This window comes from Halorubrum pallidum (genome assembly GCF_055380345.1).
Map to the genome: position 1 here is coordinate 57,011 of NZ_AP043944.1, position 17,381 is coordinate 74,391.

Sequence of the window (17,381 nt, forward strand, 5' to 3'; positions counted from 1 at the left end):
GCTCTTGCTTCTGTCAGAATTCAAAATGCTGCGAACGCTCTACTTGTCATGGGTGAACTTCTCCTCGAGGTTCTTGCGCTCACTGCGCTTCTTAGCCGCCTTGCCCCCTTGAAATGTTGCTCCACCAGTGAATCCTGCAACCGTTGCAGAGGCAATGACATTTCCTCCAGTCAGTGCGAGTGTGATGAAGAACGTTGCTACTGTGGCTCCGAAACTTATCTCTTCATCAGAGGCGTCGGTCAGCTCTCCGGTCTGTTTCGCTTTCCAGAAGATGTAGTCGACGAGATCGTACGAAATTTCTCGAGTCCGACGTCGGTACCAGTCCCCATCATCCCAAATCAGCTTGTCGTGAATGTGCGATTCGGGCGGACGTATCTCATCGATGTCCGAAGCTGGGTACTTGTATTGGCCTACACCCGGTGTAGACCTCTTCTGGTGTACTGTCGCGGCAATCGTCGATATATCGGCTGCGATGCTTGGTGCGTTGAGTTGCACCAACACAGAGTCGAGTGCCTGCTGCATCTCGACAATCGACTGAACCATCGCCGGTTGAATAGCCGATTCAGCAATTTTCTGAGTCTGGGTGATTGACTGAACCAACGCCGGATTAACCACACTTTCTGCGATCTTCTGCATTTGGACGATATCCCGGATCAGTGCAGGCTGGATGGCATTCTCCATCGTCTTCTGCATCTGAATTGCGTCCCGAACCAGTGCCGGCTTGACAGCCCGCTCTACCGTCTTCTGCGTCTCAATCATCGACTGGACTGCTGCCGGTTGGATCGCTACCTCTGCCACTTTCTGAGCCGCGAGAATGCTGCTAACGTCTATATCGACAGTAAAACCTGTAGAGATAGAGGGATTTGGACCTTTCCCGGACTCTGTGTCTGAATCTTCGCTATCCTCACCCATAGTGATCTCTTTGCTGTATTTGGTTTTGAGTCCTCGATTACTTTAGTGCGTCTAGGGGAGTAGTTCGGGAAGGTTTGGAAGCTCCAAATCGAAATCAGGGATGTATCGTTCGATTAGCCCCTCCTTTTCCTGCGGGAACATCCCAACAGCCGAGCCGCCTTCAGGGACGATCAAGTTCTGTATCTCATCGTAGGTGAAATCCAGGTTGACGTCGTAGTTCCACTCCTCCGCGTCGGTCTTGAGGTTCTGAATTTGATCCCATACGAACTCGACGTTGCTGTCCGTGACAGCCTCGCCGTAGACTGAGCCTCGAATCGCCCAGTGGAGTTCGCTCATCAGTAGAGCGATACACCCTCGGCATCCGTGTCGGGCGAACCGGAGGAATGTGCGATTGGCGATGAAACGTGTTCCTCTCCATGCCATCTTGTACGGGGTACCGATGGTCCATAGGACAACCTCCAGACCGAACGCCGCTGACGCGAAGAGGAACCCCTTGATAGCTTCTGGGTTTGGATCAGGAGTTTCGACGACACACGCAGCGTTGCAGAGGTTGTTGAAACTCCCAATGAGAGGGAGATAACGGGTATATTTGCTAAGATCCCGTCGTCTCGATTCAATCATAGACTCGTCTATTTTGTCGGTGATGTTGTACTCGTTGAGGAGGCGAACTCCAAACTGGAGACGACGGACGACGTCAGACACAGACTCGCCACTATCGACCACTGCATTGAGGGTCTCTCCAGAAATTGCCTTGCGTGCGGAGCACAGTTCGTTAGCACATTGAATTACGGTATCGTTCCGTTCGGTTTTCGTCTCCGGGAGTGCGTCGAAATAGCTGTCGGCGACATCGTTTACTGTACTCCTCTCTTTCAGGGCGGTTACCTCCCCTGAAGCCGCAATCGGAGTAGCTGCCGTCGCTTTAAGGAATGTCCTTCGTTTCATTCACTCACTAAGTCATTTTCTCGGCAGGAGCCGACGACGTTGTTTTTAGGACTCGAAAAATCACCGAGCATAGTCGGCTCAGATCCCCTCACTTGCCTGTTTGTGTCGCGTCCAAAATGCTCCAACTCCGATCTCAACAGGCACAATATCGTCCCGCTGTTGGAGTTCTTCCTCTGCTCGGTCCTGCGGCCACTCGTAGACCGTCATGACTTCTTGAGTCGTAACAGGACCGTGCTCGGTAACGAATCCGGAGAGGGGTTGCGGCTCCTCACTATCGATTCCTGATTGGTCGAAAATATCGACGATGTCGTCGTAGTGCAGATAGCCCGATTGAGTGACTTCCTCTCCGTCGACGTGGAATTTGGTGAAGGGCGGATTGAGATCACGTTTAGTCTGACGAGGCTCTACTTTGTCCCAAGCTTCCTCCAATCGGTTGGTATCGAGCCCCGCGTTCTCCGCTAATTCGAAAAGGATCTCCTTATCCTCGATGTTTGTCCCTTCGACCATGGTGGCCGTCCGAAGCCGTCGAAGGTATCGTTGGGCGGCGTTTGGCCCTTGGTGCATCGCTGCCAGGTAAGCGCGGTTTGCGAGTTCGGTTGATTCCGGCGGATTCTCCTCCCACACGGAGGTATCTATAGGCATTTTGTGGCGAAGACGGTCTCTTTCCCACTTCGATGCCATCTTTTCGGGGTCAACGAATTCGCGGACGGGGACAAGGTGATAGTCGGTATCGACTTCGTGTCCGTATCGCTCTTTGATTTTGAGTATTATGGGATACAGCCCCCACCCCACGTTATCCCACGGGTCTGAGTATTGCACAACCTTCGGTTCTTGTTCTTCTTCATCGTCGTCATCATCCTCGTCTTCCGACTCCTCTTGTTCCGGTTCTTCGTCCGGAGTCTCGGGATCCTGTGACTTCTCGGGCTCTGAAGAATCGGGGTCTTCTCCTGCCTCATCGGGGGAGTCGTCACCTACCTCCACACCCTCGGGGATTCCGATGATGCCGCCGCCTCCGCCTCCACCTCCACTGCTTCCATTACCGTCTGTTCCGGACGGTGTGGTCTCCGTTGGCTGGGGGCTAGAATCTTCGGAGGGTGCTTCCTCTGACGGCGATTCATCGGTGTACTCGTCAACTCCTGTCTGGTCGGGATCGACGTCTGGCGCTTCGTCACCGGAGGCACTACCACTGTCATCGTCCTCGGGGTCAATGTACAGGTCGTCTGTCGTCCCGTCACCCATTGATAACCACCTCAGAGTCCGGAAGGTAGTCTCCAATTCGCGACTGCTCGTCGGTGCGCTCCGTCTCTAGCGCTCGTTTGATTTCGTAAATCCACATGGCTAACCTCTGTTGTGAATACCCGTCCGTCGTCAGACCGCAATCCTGCTTCCAGTACCACCCAGCAGCCTCATCAACAACCTCCGGTAGCACTTCGACCTGTCTCGGTGACCCTCGACCGATGACCAAAACTCCCTCAGGGTTCAGGGCGGTTGCCGCCTGATGTATCCGATCTCGGAATTCGTAGTTGCTGGGTGTCTGGACGCCGTACATGGCGAACCGATCGATACCCAGTCGGGCAAAGGTCTCACGAGCCTCCTTGAAATGGGGTTGAGAAAGCCCTTTAGCCAAAGGTATGAGTTCGTGGGATAGTCCCATCTCCTCGGCCGTCTGGTAGAGCCATTCGAATCGATCAAGGTACTTTCTCACGTTCTCTAACTGATGTTCTGGCTCCATCTGATGGTAGACCCATAACCAGTCCGGGATGATTCGCGCCTCACGCGTGATTTCGGCATAGAGGTCTATTTCCGCCCATCGCCCTCTGTCCGTGACTGTTGGGTCGGGTTCCGTGCCCACGATTGTGAGTTTGTGGTGGGGCTGGAGGATGTTATCGAATCCTCCATGATTTCTCAGAACGCTTTCGGCTTCGCTGAGTGTCACCATCACGTGTTCAATCGTTGGATCCGCCTCCAGTAGATCGAGAAACTTCCCGCTGGGCTCGAGGCGAAGAATCGCCTGAAGTTGGGAGTACTGCGCAATCAAGGAGGCTAACAGGGTTTGCTGACCTCTATGCGAATCTCTCTGTATGGAGTGCGAATTCATTGGCGATGGTGCGGGTCGTTCACTTGGCACCTACCGCCATTCTACGAATTCGGTATATAAAACTCTGTTGGAGAATTTTCAAACAGGTGGGCTAGATAGGACACAGATCGTCTATGTTCTAGGCGGGCCGAAACTATATGGTAGCGATAGGCGGTCGATATCGGAGAGATTTAACACGGGGGTGGCTGACTATGAACTATGAGTGATAGGGTTCATTTCATTCCAGTCGGGTTTGATTTTGACCGCCTTATTCGTCCAATATCAAAGGGTGAGATGGAGGCTGACCGGATCGTGCTACTCACGCATGAAGGCGAGCCCGACGATGACCCGACAGACCGGGCAGCGCAGCTTGCAAAGAATATGACCGGGAAACTGGAGCGTACATTCGAGCTGATCGACATAGAGGTCGAAATTGAGGCAGTCAATCTTGAGGAGATGTACGAGTACGAGACGCTCTATCCCAAAGCGCATGACTACATTCTGGAGGAAATCAAGAAGGGGAACGAAGTCTACGTCAATATCTCCTCCATGCCGCGGACGGTGTCGTTCGCGTTTGCGACAGCTGCTGACTCATTGATAGCTGAGAAACAAGAGGAGTTCGAGGACATTCGTGATCGCGTACACACGTACTACGTGGCCCCCAAGGAGTATCTGGTCTTGGAAATGCTTGATGTGTTGGAAGATGCGGCCGAGGCCTTTGATGAACTGAAGGAGTACGAAGACCTTCGGGTACATCAGCACTATGAGGCGATCACCGACATACTAGATCGGGTCGATGAAAGTGGCGTGACAGAGGGTACGCGGGAAGATTTAGATGGTGACGGGCATATGTTCGTTGAGTTTCCGTCATCTCCTGGTAGCAACGTGAAAGAGTTCGAGGAGCATGTTCTTCGATTTCTCAAGGGGAAGGGTACGTTCGAATCGACCTCAGAACTTGCGGAGGCGTTGGCCGAGGAGAATGGTGAAGAATATGGCGAATCATTCAGAAGTCGAGTTCAGTACAATGTGTCTAACCTAGATACAAAGGGGTACGTCACCCGAAGGGATAGCGGAAATAGACACGAGACGGAACTATCGACAATGGGGCGTATGTGGGTAGAAACGCACTAATCTTACTTTCCCGGCTCTGCTGAAATCCTCACTAGTGGACAGAAACCGCGTGCTGGATATAGAGAATGGGGTCAGCAAAGGGGTTTTTCAGCGGGTCACTGGACATTGCCTACGTAGTCGGTGAACAGGTACACGACTGAAGCGGTTGCAGCTAAGATGAGTACAAGTTCTCGGAGTGGGGAGTTCAGATAATTGTTGTTCGGTCCCAAGATGGACTTCGAGTTCGACCCGGGTGATACGTTGGTAATGGGGTAGCTTGCTTATCGAACAGGCCGCCGCATTCTCCCTTCAGCTTCGAGTTCAGCGAGCAGTTCCCGCAGGTCAGCCGCTTTGTCATCGGGAAGATGACGAACGGTTGATCCTAGCGTCCCTGAGATATCCTTCGCACGTCCGTACCGGCCGTCGCCCGGTCCAAGTACTGCGTACTCCTCGAACTGCAGCCCCTTCAGGTCGTAGTCCTTGGTTCCAACAGAGTCCAGCAGCCGGATGCCGTCAGTTCCGTACCGACCTACGGTGATCAGTTTCGAATCAGGGCTTCGAATCGTTCCGATTCCACCGTAGCGGGAGGCATCTCTTACGGCGTTGAACGCTGTGGTTGAGGCGCTACCGTCGTGGTCGTCTTTGTTGAAGGAGTGGCCTGTGCTGTAGTCGACGACCAAAAGCCCAGTTGCGTTGTACCGCCCCTGGGATTCACTGGGTACCGCCTTGTTCTCGCAGGCAATTGCAACCGCCTCGGAGTGGGGAGTAGGTCCCATATCTGCTATGTGTGGGGCCAAGTAGAAAAAACCCAAGGGTAAAATAGCGTTTGGCCTATGTCTATATTATATTCGGCCCTTGGCTAATGTCCGCTGGATATTTGACTAACGGGCGCTTGGTATCTGTATGAGCACTTCCGAGGAGACGCCCCTATGGCGGCGAATTAGGGATGTCGTCTCATCCAACCGACTATTCAAATTTAATATCGCATACCATGACGTCGACCGAGAAGCCTACGCTGACCGACTGTTCGAAGACGGTGTTGTCACGATCTCGGATTGGGCGCTTGCCACGACCGGTGGTGTTGAGCTCGCTACAGACGGTAGTGTCCTGAGCCCTGAAACCGTGCACGAGCCCTACGGAAACACGCTCAAGGGTCAAATCCAGTGGGATGTAATTCGAGACATTATGCATGAGGAGATATATCCCGATGAAGATACAAAAATTAAGGCTGGGAAAGCTATTGGGAGTATCCGAACGTTCGTTGAAGGAGTTGACCCCGGTGATGTTCTCTTAGTGAATCTGCCTAGTGGAATCGCTCCGTGCGTGGTTGAGGGTCCGACTGTATATGACCGGTCCACAGAGTACAGTGACCTTGCACCAAATCACATCATGTACCGGAAAGTTCAGTGGGCCTCAGATGGCGAGCGTCCGCTCACTGTCTCAGCAGATCTCCTTCCACCAGGGTTCGGGACCGCCCGTCACACGATCGAACAAGTGTCCGATCCATCGCCGATGGTGGAACTCCTACGCGTCGTTGAATGGGTTGGTGACTCGATAGGTCAAGAGGAGCGGTGAGTACGACGACTTCACCAATCTTCCAGCATAGAAACAACCGATTCGACGGGGCCGAATAGTGGGCGAAGGGGGGAACGAGTGCTCCAATTCATAAGTCGAGTGTCATAGATTCCATGGAAGACGAGTAGTCTTTCGTGCACTGGCGACCCGCTGGGAGACACGCGCTCTATATCCAGCACGGACGCTCAGAACGATCACCGGCTGAGGATTTCAATAGAGCCACTTTCTCTTGATAATAGGTACATACGATGAGAGTGCCTAACGACGTTGTTGAGAATTTCTGCGTAGCATAGGTCGTGGCTGCGCGCGCAGCGGAGCGAGCACGGAGCGGAGGGTGGGGAGGTGGGGTCTGGGTCGGTCCGGCACACAATAAAAAGAAGGCCGCGTACGCTGGCTACGCTTCCCACCACCGACCGCGCTCGGGGAAGTGAACCGTGGTCCAACCGGTCAGAGCCACCGAGACGCGCCCGTTGTACCAGTTCTTCGCCGCTCCGTGAATACGAACGTGTTCGCCCTCCTCAATCCAGGGTTGGTCGCTTGCAACCCAGCTGGTGAACTTCGTTCGTCCGCTTTCGTCTTCGATGAGGCCGACTTGGGAAATGGCTGAACTCGACGGCTCCCAAAGCTGCGTCACGCGACCTTCGATGCTTACCTCTTTGCGATTGACGTCCTCGAGCATCCCGATGGGAACCACCTGTCCCGGCGCCGTCTGCAACTCCTCGAACACCCCAACGACTGCACTCGTCAGGTCTTTCCCACCGACTACGGCTTCACCCAGCCGCCGACCAATCGCTGCTCGCGACCAGCTATCCAGCTTTTCGGCCAGCCGCATCGACTGCTTGTTCACCGCCGCCAACTGCTCCTGCGTGAGTTCTGCACGAGGATCGTCTCGCTCTGGGTCCGCCCACGGGTCCACGCTCGCCGCCCGCTTCTGGAACTCAGCACGCCGCTCAGCGCTCCGCTTCGCCGCGATATCTCGCGTCCGCTTCTCCCGACCTTCTTGCGTCCCCAGCTCCGCCTGGGCACTGATGCGCTCCAGCTCAGCCTCCCTGGCCCGAATGCGCTCTTCCTGTTCGAGGGTCGCACCGTAGATCCGCTCTTCACTCGTATCGACCATCCCATCCGGGTGGTTCGCATCGACCTTTGCCTGCACCTCCATCTGCACCGTCGCCTGGAACTCCGGCGTCTCATCGACGACCTCGAAGCCGTCTTCATCGACCGCCGCTTCGTCCGCTTTTTCGAATGCCTGTTCATCGACCGAAACTACATTACTGGTAGCGTTGTTACTTGACATTGGAATCACTCACAGGTGATTTCCGACGAAGGCGCTCAGCGCCCGACACCGCGATGCTGCTACATCGCGGTTTTCCGACGACAACGACCGACAGAACCATCTGCGCGCTCTCGCTCGCGCCTTCGCGAGCGCCCCCTGGGGCGCGAGCGAGAGCGCGCCCGAGGAGGCCACCCAACCAGCACCGCGCGCCGACCCGCCTGGAGCGAGCGGCCAGCGGGATATGCCCGTTCGTGTCCGGCCCGATATGCGGGTCCGTGTCCAGGGCGACTGTCGCCGAGAACGCGCGCCGTGGTGTGGCGCGCGACAGCGCAGGCGGCACCAAGCGCTGGAACGCGAAAGCCCGCAAGGGGCGCAACCGACGGGGATACCCGCTGGCGTCGAGGGCACATCCATTTTAGCCCGGAACGGGCGCGGGCGGTGCGGAGAGCGCCCGCACGCCCGGAATGGTCGGTCGCGAGCGACGCGGAGGGCGGCAGCGGCGAGCGGGGCGGGCCGTTACGTACCATCTGGCCAACCGGCCGCGTCGCTCGGCGAACCATCTATCGTCCTGGTGGACTCAGAAAGGGCGAGGCCGCTTCGGCCGTCCCCCGACCCCGTAAGCACCGCAGGCACGAGGAGCGCAGCGGCGGTCGCGGGATGCCGAGCGGTCGAGGGCTTTTAGGAAACGATGACTGTCGTTGGTAGGCAGAACCCAGTGTAGCTTAGATTCGGTTGAGAACATTCGGTTCCAGCCCACTCTGACACAAATATCATATTCTTCGTCTTCACAGTTTCTGCGTAGACATGGCGTCGTATCCATCCGAGAATTCGCTTGTCGTGAATGCGACACACCAAATACTGACTCGTATTCGTGGGCCGTACAATCAGACAACCGCCATCGCACCAACACGGTATCAGGAACACCAGGCTGGTGGAGGATACGACGTCGAGCTCCCGTTAGCGATGCGACTTCTTTTCCAGTACAAAGCACCCAAGGCAGAGCCAAACAGGGGCGTTCGGTTCAAACTCGATACTCAGCAGATCACGACACTTGCAACCCGAGAGCCATGTGAAGTCGCTTACTACGCATGTCCCGTCGTTGACTCTGACAACCAATTATCCGATGCGCTGACGGAGTGCTATTTTATCGATGTGCAGGCGATCGAGGCTGGCTCATCTCAACTCTATATTCCAACCGATTACCCCAATTCGCCTGTCCAGGCAAAATTCAAGGACCCCTCCGACCAGTCCGGGTGGATTGGTGATCCAGTGAACTACTACGAAATCCCCCATTCAGCTGTCAAAATGTGGGACGACCTAAGAACTGGCATCGAGTCACGGAACATTGGTATGGTCATCCGCGAGAGCGGATCGACAACGGACTCCTACGACGATTTCGTGGACCGGTTACAGGACCTCTGGGCGCTCCATGATGATTCTCGTGACCAGGCACGAACTGACGGTGGCGAGCCGAATGAGAACGACCACCAGCGAATTGAGGGACTCGTCTCGTTTGCGCGCTCACAACATCGTCGGCTATTCGAAGAATCTGACGTAGCGGTACCCGATATCGAACGGCATGAACGTCATCTACGAGAGACCCTCGAAGGCTATCAAACTGTCCGACGACCCGATGTTCACGGAATCGGGCGAGCTCAAGAACTCATCGCCCAATCTGGGAGCACAGATAGAAATCGAGCGCTCAAACTCGGGAATCAGCCCTGAATCTATTCGTCGACCGAGCAGTGGTTCTTATTCGTCAGATATCGCTCTACAGAACGGTGATCCCATTACAACCGGCCATCCACCGAGGGTAATCCCCTCAGGGCGTAACAACGACATCCCCTCTGCTCGGAACTCTCGTTCTTTCTCGAATCCGATTGTCCCACCCTTGATACGGTAGGATAGTCGGGCAGTACGCTCAACTGCTTCGTGCATCTGTTCGCTGGCCTCTGTTTTTTCACTCTCATACACGTTCTTCGCAGCTAAGATATCTGCATCACCAGTTCGGTCATGATTGACTGGTATCACCTCCTCTAACGGACGGTCTTCACCGCGCAGGCTTACAGCCTCCACTTCGGTTGTCACAAGTGGAATCGGGCCATCTGATTCTACTAATTCTTCTAACGCGGGCCAGGACAGAATCGGATTTTCCATCAACACGCCGGCTTGTGTGTCATAGACGGTTTCGTAGCCCTCTCCATCCTCGTCACTATTTTTGAATCCCCGTAATACCGTCCAGAAGATGCCGTATCGTATTGGTGCGAGTATCACGAAGCACGTCGATGGATACCTAGTTCTGTTCCATGACGCTCCTCAAGCGTCTTCTGAAGCGTCTGAGAGAGTTCCCACGAAGAGAGGAGGTCTTCTCGAAGATCTTCGATTCCGCTCCCATACCATGAGAAGTCCTGACATTGCGCGGAATAGTAGAGACGGCCGGGATCCGTATTGAGATCAAGCTTGTCCGCGGCGCGAGTCAGTCGGTTGAGGATTTGATCCGCCGATTCGTACCCCTCAGTGGGGAGATCGACACGAACTCCTTCATCTCCATAGATTGGGTCGTACGTGGCCGGTGCGTGATAGGGAACAATGCTTCCATACCCGCCAAGTGATGTCGGTCTCCTCTCGAGTTCGCTTGGGTCCATGTCTGTTCTAACCGATTCTATCGGTTTGTGAATAGTTTTTGGAAGCTCAATGAGCGCAGAAGTGCAATTTAGCGTTGATACAGGTTGGTGTATGCTCGTTCGAACACCGCCTGTGCATCGCCAGTTTCAACGATCTCTGAAAGATCGTCTTGATCGAGCACGAGGATGTCGAGGTCTTGGATGCGCATGTCTCTAAGCAATCCATCAGCGTTCCGGCCACTCTGAGAATCTGACACACCCTCCCAAGAGACCAGAATTGCCCCTTTACTATTCGGAGAGGTCATCTTAGCCTTCCCGTAGACGGAATAGATCTCATCAACTCCAACGGACTCGTTCCAGTTCTTACACTCGACATTAATTGGCGCCCCCAACTGAGTCCAGGGATGATGCTCTTCCTTATTTTGTAGTTGGAGATCGATTTCTTCCGTACTAGTTCGGTTATTTGGCGTCATCACGTGCGTATCCGGTACAGCCTTCTCAAAGATGAATGCCATCAGCTCCTCCAACCGATCTCCCTTGGATTCGGTGGTTTCAGCCTCTCGTGCCGCTACGAACCGGCGTTCGATCTCATCGCGAATCTCTTCATCCGTCGCGAAGTCAGCGAACGAACGTGGATAGCCGGCCGAAATTGGTGAGAGCCGCTCTGCTTGGAGGTCAATGTACATCATTTCAACACCATCCTGTTCATCAAGCTCGCTAACGCTGGTGCTCTCAAGCTCACGATCATATAACAACAGGAGCGAGTGATCAAGATCGCCAGTCTGCTCAATTAATTCCTCGAGAGTTCCCCGATCCCGGTCTTCGGGGCGCATTGCGCGGACAAGGTATTTGTCGTCTCCGTGAGCCACAATTAAGTCGAAATCAACGTTGAGCTCGTCCCGCACCCCCTCGGTCGTATTGCGATACATCTGAATGGTGTAACCTGCACTTCGAAGTGTCCGCGTGATCGTGATATCGGGTGTGAATTTTCCGAGGTCAATTCCTTCGAGATACTGAATCGGCTCTGACTCAGCTTCGTCCGGAGCAGTCGATACTAACGAGTTAGCGAGCTTCAGTACAAACGATGCATTTCGGAGGGTCATACCTGACCCGAACGGGTCAACTTCCGTTCTCGAGATTGTTGGCCTTCCTATTGCGTGGGCAACTCCCTGAACGAGGACGAGCGCATTGGCAATCCAAACTGGATTGTTCATCCGGAAATTTAGATCGTCAATTGTTGGCTGCGAAACAAATTTGGGCACATAAAGAAGATCGCGTACACCAGCTTCACAGTAGAGATCAAACTCACTGAAATCGTACTCATCTGGGGCTTTGAGCAGACAGAGATCGCGCAGTGTGTTGAGCGAACGCCTAACAAGCGGCTGTATCCGTGACTCGTCGAAGAGGCTGTGTTTTGTCAGGCCGTCTTTGGCACCTGCGAACGCATACGCTGCTTCCTCATATCGCCCGTTCCGAAGTTCTTGCATACCGAGATTCAGTAGCCACGCGTGACCGCCTCGCCAACCTGCATCTTCGACTGCTGGTACGAGGTAGTCTAGTACATAGTCGAGATAATCATCGTGGAAAAAATCGGGCTCAGTGTGTCCCTCGGGAATCGCCGCCTCTATGTCCTCCTCGGCATCGAATGAAGTCTCAGTCGATCACATCGACAGCCGCGTAATCTCGTCTGATGGCGATGAATCAGATGGAACTGGTCGTGGCGCGTCTTCGAATCGCTGGTGAGTGTGATCTTCAGGATGGACCGTCGCTGTCGGCGGCGCACTGCCGCCGACGCGACAGTGTCGTCACTCACGACCGCTATCTAAATCGGTGGACAGCTACCGGAAGAATCGGCTGTCGAGTGGCTGGTTCGCTGGAATGGACCTACGTACACCAAGCGCTGTCCAAGCGGCCCGCAGCACCATCTCACAGAACTCCGTGAACGGCCACCTCCAGAGGCGGCGCCCCCCGCGGCGGGGCGCCGCCACGTACCGCCAGTGTAGATACCGCCAGCTATTCTGGAGCAGTAGGCTCACCACAAACATCACCAGCCGTAGCCCAGCGTCCTGAGAACTGGTGAATGCGAGGCTCTGCTTGGCTAATCGGTAGCTCGACTCGATGCCGAAGCGCTTGCTGTAGTGTTCTCGGGCATCCCGTGGTGTGTCGATAAACGGCGCGTCAGCGGCGTAGCCGTGACGCGCCACCCCGTGTTCGTCGTATCGTCCCTGTTGGTAGACGCAGTCGATGAACACAGGGAACGTTACCTTGCCGGCGAGATCGTGTTCGATCTCGCGGCTCCAGCCGCTACTGAGTTCGTCTTGGATCGTTTCACCCCACTTGACGATCGGCATCACGTAGGCGTAGTTGTGCGTGGACAACAGCCCAAGACAGGTGCTGTTGTAGAATCCGCGATCGAGATAGACGGCCTTGACGCCGAGGTCAAGGCCGTCGAGGAGTTCGAGAAACTCACCAAGGACGTCGCTGGTGGTGTCGCCAGCGACAAGCTGGCGCACCGCCAGCGTGTACCGCTTGTTGCGTACCCGCGCGTACAGCGTCGCGTACGCGTGAAACGTTGTGGTTCCTCGTTTCGCCTGTGAGAAGTACAGCGCTTCTGTTTCGTCTTCATCGCCGTAGTAGGGGTCGAGGTGGAGGTCTGCACAGACCTCCACCGGTCGATCTGGAAGCGTCTCAAGCGTATCTCGTTGAAGTAGCGTGTCCCCAACCGCCTCAACGGAGTCAAGTTCGAACTGCTCGGTGAGATGTCCTCGAACGGTGTTGGCGTGTGGCGAGTCCTCGGTCGTTTCGCAGACGTGATTGATCGAGGTCCCGCCGGCGCTGGCGCCGGCGAGGACCTCGTACAACGTCTCTGTCGTGACCTTGACGTTCTCGTCGAGATCTATCGCAAGCTCTTCGTTGAGGCTGTTGACGACAAAATTAAGGAGGTGCTCTTCTTCTATCTCGCTGTCTGCTTCGGTAGCTTCCACACCCTTCCCAAGCAGACACTTTCACTCAAACCCGATGTGATCGACTGAGTCTCCGGTATCTCACTCCAAGATACTTCTCGAACAGTTGCAACGTCACTAATTAGGTCTGAATATGGGAGCGGATCGGGATCTTCGTCTAGTCCCGATGGAGAAAAATCAGGGATTTCGAACCTGATCTCAAGATCAGCTGCTAAATGGTGTGAAATATGCTCGACATCTTCCGGTAGTATACGAAAGGCGAAACTTTCAGATCCAACTGAGACGCTTTCTTCAATGGCTGGTCGCCGGTCGTAGTACTCGTCAATGACTGCAATGATTGCTTCTCTGGCTTCGTCAGTGAGTTTCCAGATTCCGTCAGTTCGATCTCCTCTATGAAAGCGCTCGTCATCCTCTAAGCGAACGATATCGAAATCAAGTCGACCGGCGACAAGCTTCTCCGAGAACTGAAAGCCCGGAGGAAGCGAATTTGATTCAGACGCCATTGAATAATGCTCTCCAGTCAGGCCAGTTAATTCTTGACGAGCCACGCGCACTAGGGCGGCAGTCGGGTTCCAGTCTGTCTGGTGGTTACGGCACCAATGTCGTTTCAACTAGGAAGTATGTGAATTGTCTATCACCGTTGAACTGACAAACTCCTCATTGCGACGAACAGCCGGTATCGGCGATGTAGAGCTCACTTACGGTCGGAGTTGTCGACATCGAACGATGCTCCAAATTCCTCGATGTCGTAGTACTCGTGGACGACGGGGCGGAGCGCCTGCAGGATCATCTCTGCAGCCAGCGGCGAGATATCGAGGTCCTCAGCCATCAGCCGGTGGGTCACATCGCCGCGTTCGCGGGCGACAGCGTAGGTCAGTGCCGTTGCGAGGCCGGCAACGCCGTGACGGTCGACGTAGGTGTCGATATCGTCGTTGGTTTCGGCACGACCGACCACGTCGATGAGCGCTGGCGTGATCGTGTACTCACGGTCACCGGCGGCCGTCGTCACGGTCAGGTCGATCTCGCGGGCGGCGTACCGCCGAGGCTGCTCGTCGTGGGTGACCTCGACGACGCCGGCGTCGACAAGCCGGTTGACGTTGCTGTAGGCCGTCCCCTGCCCGAGCTCGAGGTCGTCTATCATGTCCTGGACGGTCGCCTCGTATTCGTGAACGAGGTACGCGTACAGTTGGGCAAGCTGCGACTCCTTGAGGAGGTCCGCGACCGAGAGGAAGTCGCGGATGATGTCGCCATCAGTACGATTCGAGGTGCGTGACACGGGTCTTCCTAATTGCCGTTTCCAGCGAAACAGTAGAGAGTGTTTGGGTCACTCCGCCGGCGCCGCGACAAGGTGCTCCTCGAGGTCGCGCGTCCAGTAGGTAGCTGGCCCACCGGGACTACACCGGGCGCAGAGTTGGAGCGGGCCTTCTAGGTGGCCGAGTTCCACTCGGAACCGCGTCAGCGCCGCGTTCGTGTCGACGACGAGGCCACAGCTGTCGCAGGCGTGGTGATCGCGCTCATCGGGATCCGGCCGCGTCTGGGTAGCGCAGCCGACACAGATCGGGTGGGTGACCCGCTCGTCCTGGCCCCAGGTGTGCGCCTCGCCAGTCTCGGTGCCAGGCGGGGCGTCGCAGAAGGCACAGCCAACGAGCATTTGCTGCATCACTCGTCCTCCTCGCCGGCGTCGCTTGCGGCCGTCCAGCCACGATGGTAGACGGCTAGCTGCGTTGGTGAGTCGAATGCGGTGCCGCTCGGCTCGTGAACCAGAACGCGGTCCTCGGGAACTGAAGTGACGAGGTCCGCGTCGACGAGATCGTCGACCAGGCTACGGGCCATCGTGTCGTCGATGTCCGCCGTGTCGACCCTGGCGGCGTCGCGGTCCTGGGCGAGCAACTCTTTCTCGAACTGTTCGTAGTCGGCACTCGTGTCGTCGTTCGGATCGGGATCAACCATAGTGAGTCACGCCGCGCACGCTGTCGCGCGCTGCACGCCTTTCGGCGCCGATAAACACTCCACGCGAGACCATAGCCCTTACTCGCTCCAGAGAGTCACGATCCGGTCTTCGATCTCATCGAGGACGAGCGCAACGACGTCACGATGGTCGTCTGGCCACGATGCGTCCTCGCCGGGCGTCGGGGCGGTGGGCGGGGGGTGGAAATGGTCCCGTGTATTGTGCGGATTCGGGTGCCGGTCCCACCGGCACTCCCAGGTATGGTCCGAGTGTTGCTCTCGATAGTGGAGTTTGAAGTCGTCGTTCGTGTACCAACGGACCGTCAACTGTGCCTCGTCGACGGCTGCTGGGTAGTACGACGGGGCAAAGACAACGTGGAGTTCCAGATGGCCGCTGGCGTCCATGACGGTCGCTCGGGAGACCTGCCTCGTCGCTTGGAGCCGCGTCTGGAGAAACTCGAGGATGGGACGATCGATGGGGGCAGGGCTCCCGCCATCGCCTGTCGGTGGCACCATTGAGCGGGCTACCCGGACGCCTGTTCGCGCTCGCCACCCGTGCGTTGCTGGCGCGCGCGTTCGTAGCGGTCACGCTCCTCGAGGGCGGTCGCCCAGTCGCCGAGGTCGCTGTACACGTCGTCGATGGTCCGCTCGCCGCTGCTCTCCGCGACGGCGATGGCGTCGACTGCGGCCGGTGACGCGACGTCGTACATCGCCTCGTACTCGGTGATGCGTGTCGTTAGCTCACGAACGCGATCCTGCAGGTCCTCGACGGAATGGTCGGCCGCGAGCTGGTTGATGCGTCGCCACTCAAAATACGCGTCATTCCGTTCGTAGGTGGCCGGATGGCCATCGTGTCGAGTGACGATTCCCAAATCGTCGAACCAGCCAAGGTACTTCCGGGCGGTCTTGGGGTCACAGTCGGCGCTGTCGGCGATCGCGCTCACCGTCGTCGGCTCGCGGGTTTGCAGGATGGTGCCGTAGATGCGTTGTTCGACGTCATCGCTGCTGAACGCGTCCTCGAAGGGGGGCGGCCCATCGGTGGCGTCTGTTTCGGACATACTCGGAATTGCAGGGCGAAGGATATAGTTCTTACTTCAGGGAATAGTTTCCTGACCTGGGTGGGCTGGGATCCACAGGTTGACAACGCCTTAACCAACATCGGGTAATCAGCTTGTCCAAGTGTTGGTTAAAACATCACTCCTGAAATCGGAGCTCTCGAGCTGGTTTCACGCAGAAGCTGTCTTGACCACCGTCAACGTCATTCTGACCTACCTCACCGCCCAGTGACGACTGGTGTGTGAGCCGGCTGACCAGCTCGTCACGAACCGTTTCACGACTGACAGTCGTTTCGTGCCGGCCGAGCCGCTCGTCGAAATACCGCTTCTGGAACCGTTGGCCGACGTCATCTATGGCGATGTACTGTGTCCGCTTCACTCCCGCAACGCTCGTCGAAACGACCTCGGCTCCGACGTCTTCGTGGGTGAGTTCAACGAGCGCGCACTCGACGAGTGAGACGACGGCAGTCGGACTTCTGTTGTGGGGGATCGTCAGTTCGAGATCTGTCCACGGTTCGTCGCTCGGTTGCTCAGTTTGCTCGCCGTGAAGTCGTGATCGCTGTTGCTCGTGTTCTGAAGACATGGTTGTTGAGTGGGCGCTAACGACAGCCCCTCGCCCCTCTCGGGGGCGACAAACTCCACCGCGAATCGCATCACTATCTATTGAGTGAAATATGACACACCGGCTATAGACGATCGTCGTTTGATGGCCCTTCGGCCCGAGAGAGCCAGCGGCGTTTGCACCGTTGTACCCTAGCCTTCCTTTGGACAAATCTGGAGGTACAGAATAGGATGAAACGAGTTTAGATTTAGCAAGAGGGCCGTCGGGCAGTTCTCAGCCGTTATTGATGTCCTCGACGAGTTCTAAGATGCGGTGATTGGGTGGAATTGTGCTCGACGGGG

The 17,381-nt window shown here is 56.0% G+C and carries 20 protein-coding genes; 3 read left to right on the forward strand and 17 right to left on the reverse strand.

Annotated elements, in window-relative coordinates:
• Positions 1-39: 39 nt before the first annotated feature.
• From ACZ45C_RS00295 to ACZ45C_RS00310, 4 genes are all read right to left on the reverse strand, one after another.
• Entirely contained in the window at positions 40-912 is an 873-nt protein-coding gene (locus ACZ45C_RS00295; protein ID WP_379765223.1) for a hypothetical protein, read from the reverse strand.
• A 51-nt stretch (positions 913-963) separates the two neighbouring features.
• A complete protein-coding gene (locus ACZ45C_RS00300; protein WP_379765220.1) occupies positions 964-1,854 on the reverse strand; it encodes a hypothetical protein in 891 nt (296 codons plus the stop codon).
• Positions 1,855-1,932: 78 nt separating this feature from the next.
• Positions 1,933-3,093, reverse strand: coding sequence for a DsbA family protein (locus ACZ45C_RS00305; RefSeq protein ID WP_379765217.1), 1,161 nt, complete (start codon positions 3,091-3,093; stop codon positions 1,933-1,935).
• Positions 3,086-3,982, reverse strand: a complete 897-nt coding sequence (locus ACZ45C_RS00310; protein WP_460560708.1) for a hypothetical protein — start codon at positions 3,980-3,982, stop codon at positions 3,086-3,088. Before ACZ45C_RS00310 ends, ACZ45C_RS00305 begins: the two co-directional genes overlap by 8 nt.
• Positions 3,983-4,150: 168 nt before the next feature.
• Between ACZ45C_RS00310 and ACZ45C_RS00315 the strand changes: the two genes are divergently transcribed.
• Positions 4,151-5,062 carry an HFX_2341 family transcriptional regulator domain-containing protein gene (locus ACZ45C_RS00315; protein ID WP_379765214.1) on the forward strand — a complete coding sequence of 304 codons (912 nt, stop codon included), beginning with the start codon at positions 4,151-4,153 and terminating at the stop codon, positions 5,060-5,062.
• A gap of 260 nt (positions 5,063-5,322) precedes the next feature.
• Here ACZ45C_RS00315 and ACZ45C_RS00320 read toward each other — a convergent pair whose 3' ends face one another.
• On the reverse strand, positions 5,323-5,817 hold the full coding sequence (locus ACZ45C_RS00320; RefSeq protein WP_379765211.1) for a hypothetical protein: 495 nt from the start codon (positions 5,815-5,817) through the stop codon (positions 5,323-5,325).
• Between the two features lie 127 nt (positions 5,818-5,944).
• Here ACZ45C_RS00320 and ACZ45C_RS00325 point away from each other — a divergent pair, with 127 nt between their 5' ends.
• Positions 5,945-6,616: a hypothetical protein gene (locus ACZ45C_RS00325; RefSeq protein WP_224338430.1), complete on the forward strand. Its 672-nt coding sequence runs from the start codon at positions 5,945-5,947 to the stop codon at positions 6,614-6,616.
• A gap of 394 nt (positions 6,617-7,010) precedes the next feature.
• Here ACZ45C_RS00325 and ACZ45C_RS00330 read toward each other — a convergent pair whose 3' ends face one another.
• Positions 7,011-7,910: a DNA-binding protein gene (locus ACZ45C_RS00330; protein ID WP_379765207.1), complete on the reverse strand. Its 900-nt coding sequence runs from the start codon at positions 7,908-7,910 to the stop codon at positions 7,011-7,013.
• A 942-nt stretch (positions 7,911-8,852) separates the two neighbouring features.
• On the opposite strand from ACZ45C_RS00330, the gene ACZ45C_RS00335 reads away from it, so the two are divergent.
• The gene (locus tag ACZ45C_RS00335; RefSeq protein ID WP_460560705.1) at positions 8,853-9,614 is read left to right on the forward strand and encodes a hypothetical protein; all 762 of its coding nucleotides are present in this window, start codon (positions 8,853-8,855) and stop codon (positions 9,612-9,614) included.
• Positions 9,615-9,641: 27 nt separating this feature from the next.
• Here the strand turns inward: ACZ45C_RS00335 and ACZ45C_RS00340 are convergent, their stop codons facing one another.
• The 11 genes from ACZ45C_RS00340 to ACZ45C_RS00390 form a co-directional block, all read right to left on the reverse strand.
• On the reverse strand, positions 9,642-10,163 hold the full coding sequence (locus ACZ45C_RS00340; protein WP_379765201.1) for a hypothetical protein: 522 nt from the start codon (positions 10,161-10,163) through the stop codon (positions 9,642-9,644).
• Entirely contained in the window at positions 10,160-10,534 is a 375-nt protein-coding gene (locus ACZ45C_RS00345; RefSeq protein ID WP_379765198.1) for a hypothetical protein, read from the reverse strand. The genes ACZ45C_RS00340 and ACZ45C_RS00345 overlap by 4 nt, the downstream gene beginning before the upstream one ends.
• Before the next feature lie 68 nt (positions 10,535-10,602).
• Positions 10,603-12,000 (reverse strand): hypothetical protein, encoded by a 1,398-nt coding sequence (locus ACZ45C_RS00350; RefSeq protein ID WP_460560703.1) that lies wholly within the window; start codon positions 11,998-12,000, stop codon positions 10,603-10,605.
• Between the two features lie 351 nt (positions 12,001-12,351).
• Positions 12,352-13,497: an ISH3 family transposase gene (locus ACZ45C_RS00355; RefSeq protein WP_122107030.1), complete on the reverse strand. Its 1,146-nt coding sequence runs from the start codon at positions 13,495-13,497 to the stop codon at positions 12,352-12,354.
• Complete coding sequence (locus ACZ45C_RS00360; RefSeq protein WP_460560701.1) at positions 13,467-13,979, reverse strand: hypothetical protein; 513 nt, start codon at positions 13,977-13,979, stop codon at positions 13,467-13,469. Before ACZ45C_RS00360 ends, ACZ45C_RS00355 begins: the two co-directional genes overlap by 31 nt.
• Before the next feature lie 191 nt (positions 13,980-14,170).
• The gene (locus ACZ45C_RS00365) at positions 14,171-14,752 is read right to left on the reverse strand and encodes a DUF7437 domain-containing protein (protein ID WP_379765193.1); all 582 of its coding nucleotides are present in this window, start codon (positions 14,750-14,752) and stop codon (positions 14,171-14,173) included.
• Between the two features lie 48 nt (positions 14,753-14,800).
• A complete protein-coding gene (locus ACZ45C_RS00370) occupies positions 14,801-15,136 on the reverse strand; it encodes a DUF7558 family protein (protein WP_379765190.1) in 336 nt (111 codons plus the stop codon).
• Positions 15,136-15,426: a hypothetical protein gene (locus ACZ45C_RS00375; RefSeq protein ID WP_379765187.1), complete on the reverse strand. Its 291-nt coding sequence runs from the start codon at positions 15,424-15,426 to the stop codon at positions 15,136-15,138. The genes ACZ45C_RS00370 and ACZ45C_RS00375 overlap by 1 nt, the downstream gene beginning before the upstream one ends.
• Positions 15,427-15,504: 78 nt before the next feature.
• A complete protein-coding gene (locus ACZ45C_RS00380) occupies positions 15,505-15,939 on the reverse strand; it encodes a toxin-antitoxin system TumE family protein (RefSeq protein WP_379765184.1) in 435 nt (144 codons plus the stop codon).
• A gap of 8 nt (positions 15,940-15,947) precedes the next feature.
• Complete coding sequence (locus ACZ45C_RS00385) at positions 15,948-16,481, reverse strand: DUF7342 family protein (protein WP_379765181.1); 534 nt, start codon at positions 16,479-16,481, stop codon at positions 15,948-15,950.
• Positions 16,482-16,617: 136 nt separating this feature from the next.
• Complete coding sequence (locus ACZ45C_RS00390; protein ID WP_379765178.1) at positions 16,618-17,061, reverse strand: hypothetical protein; 444 nt, start codon at positions 17,059-17,061, stop codon at positions 16,618-16,620.
• Positions 17,062-17,381 lie beyond the last annotated feature (320 nt).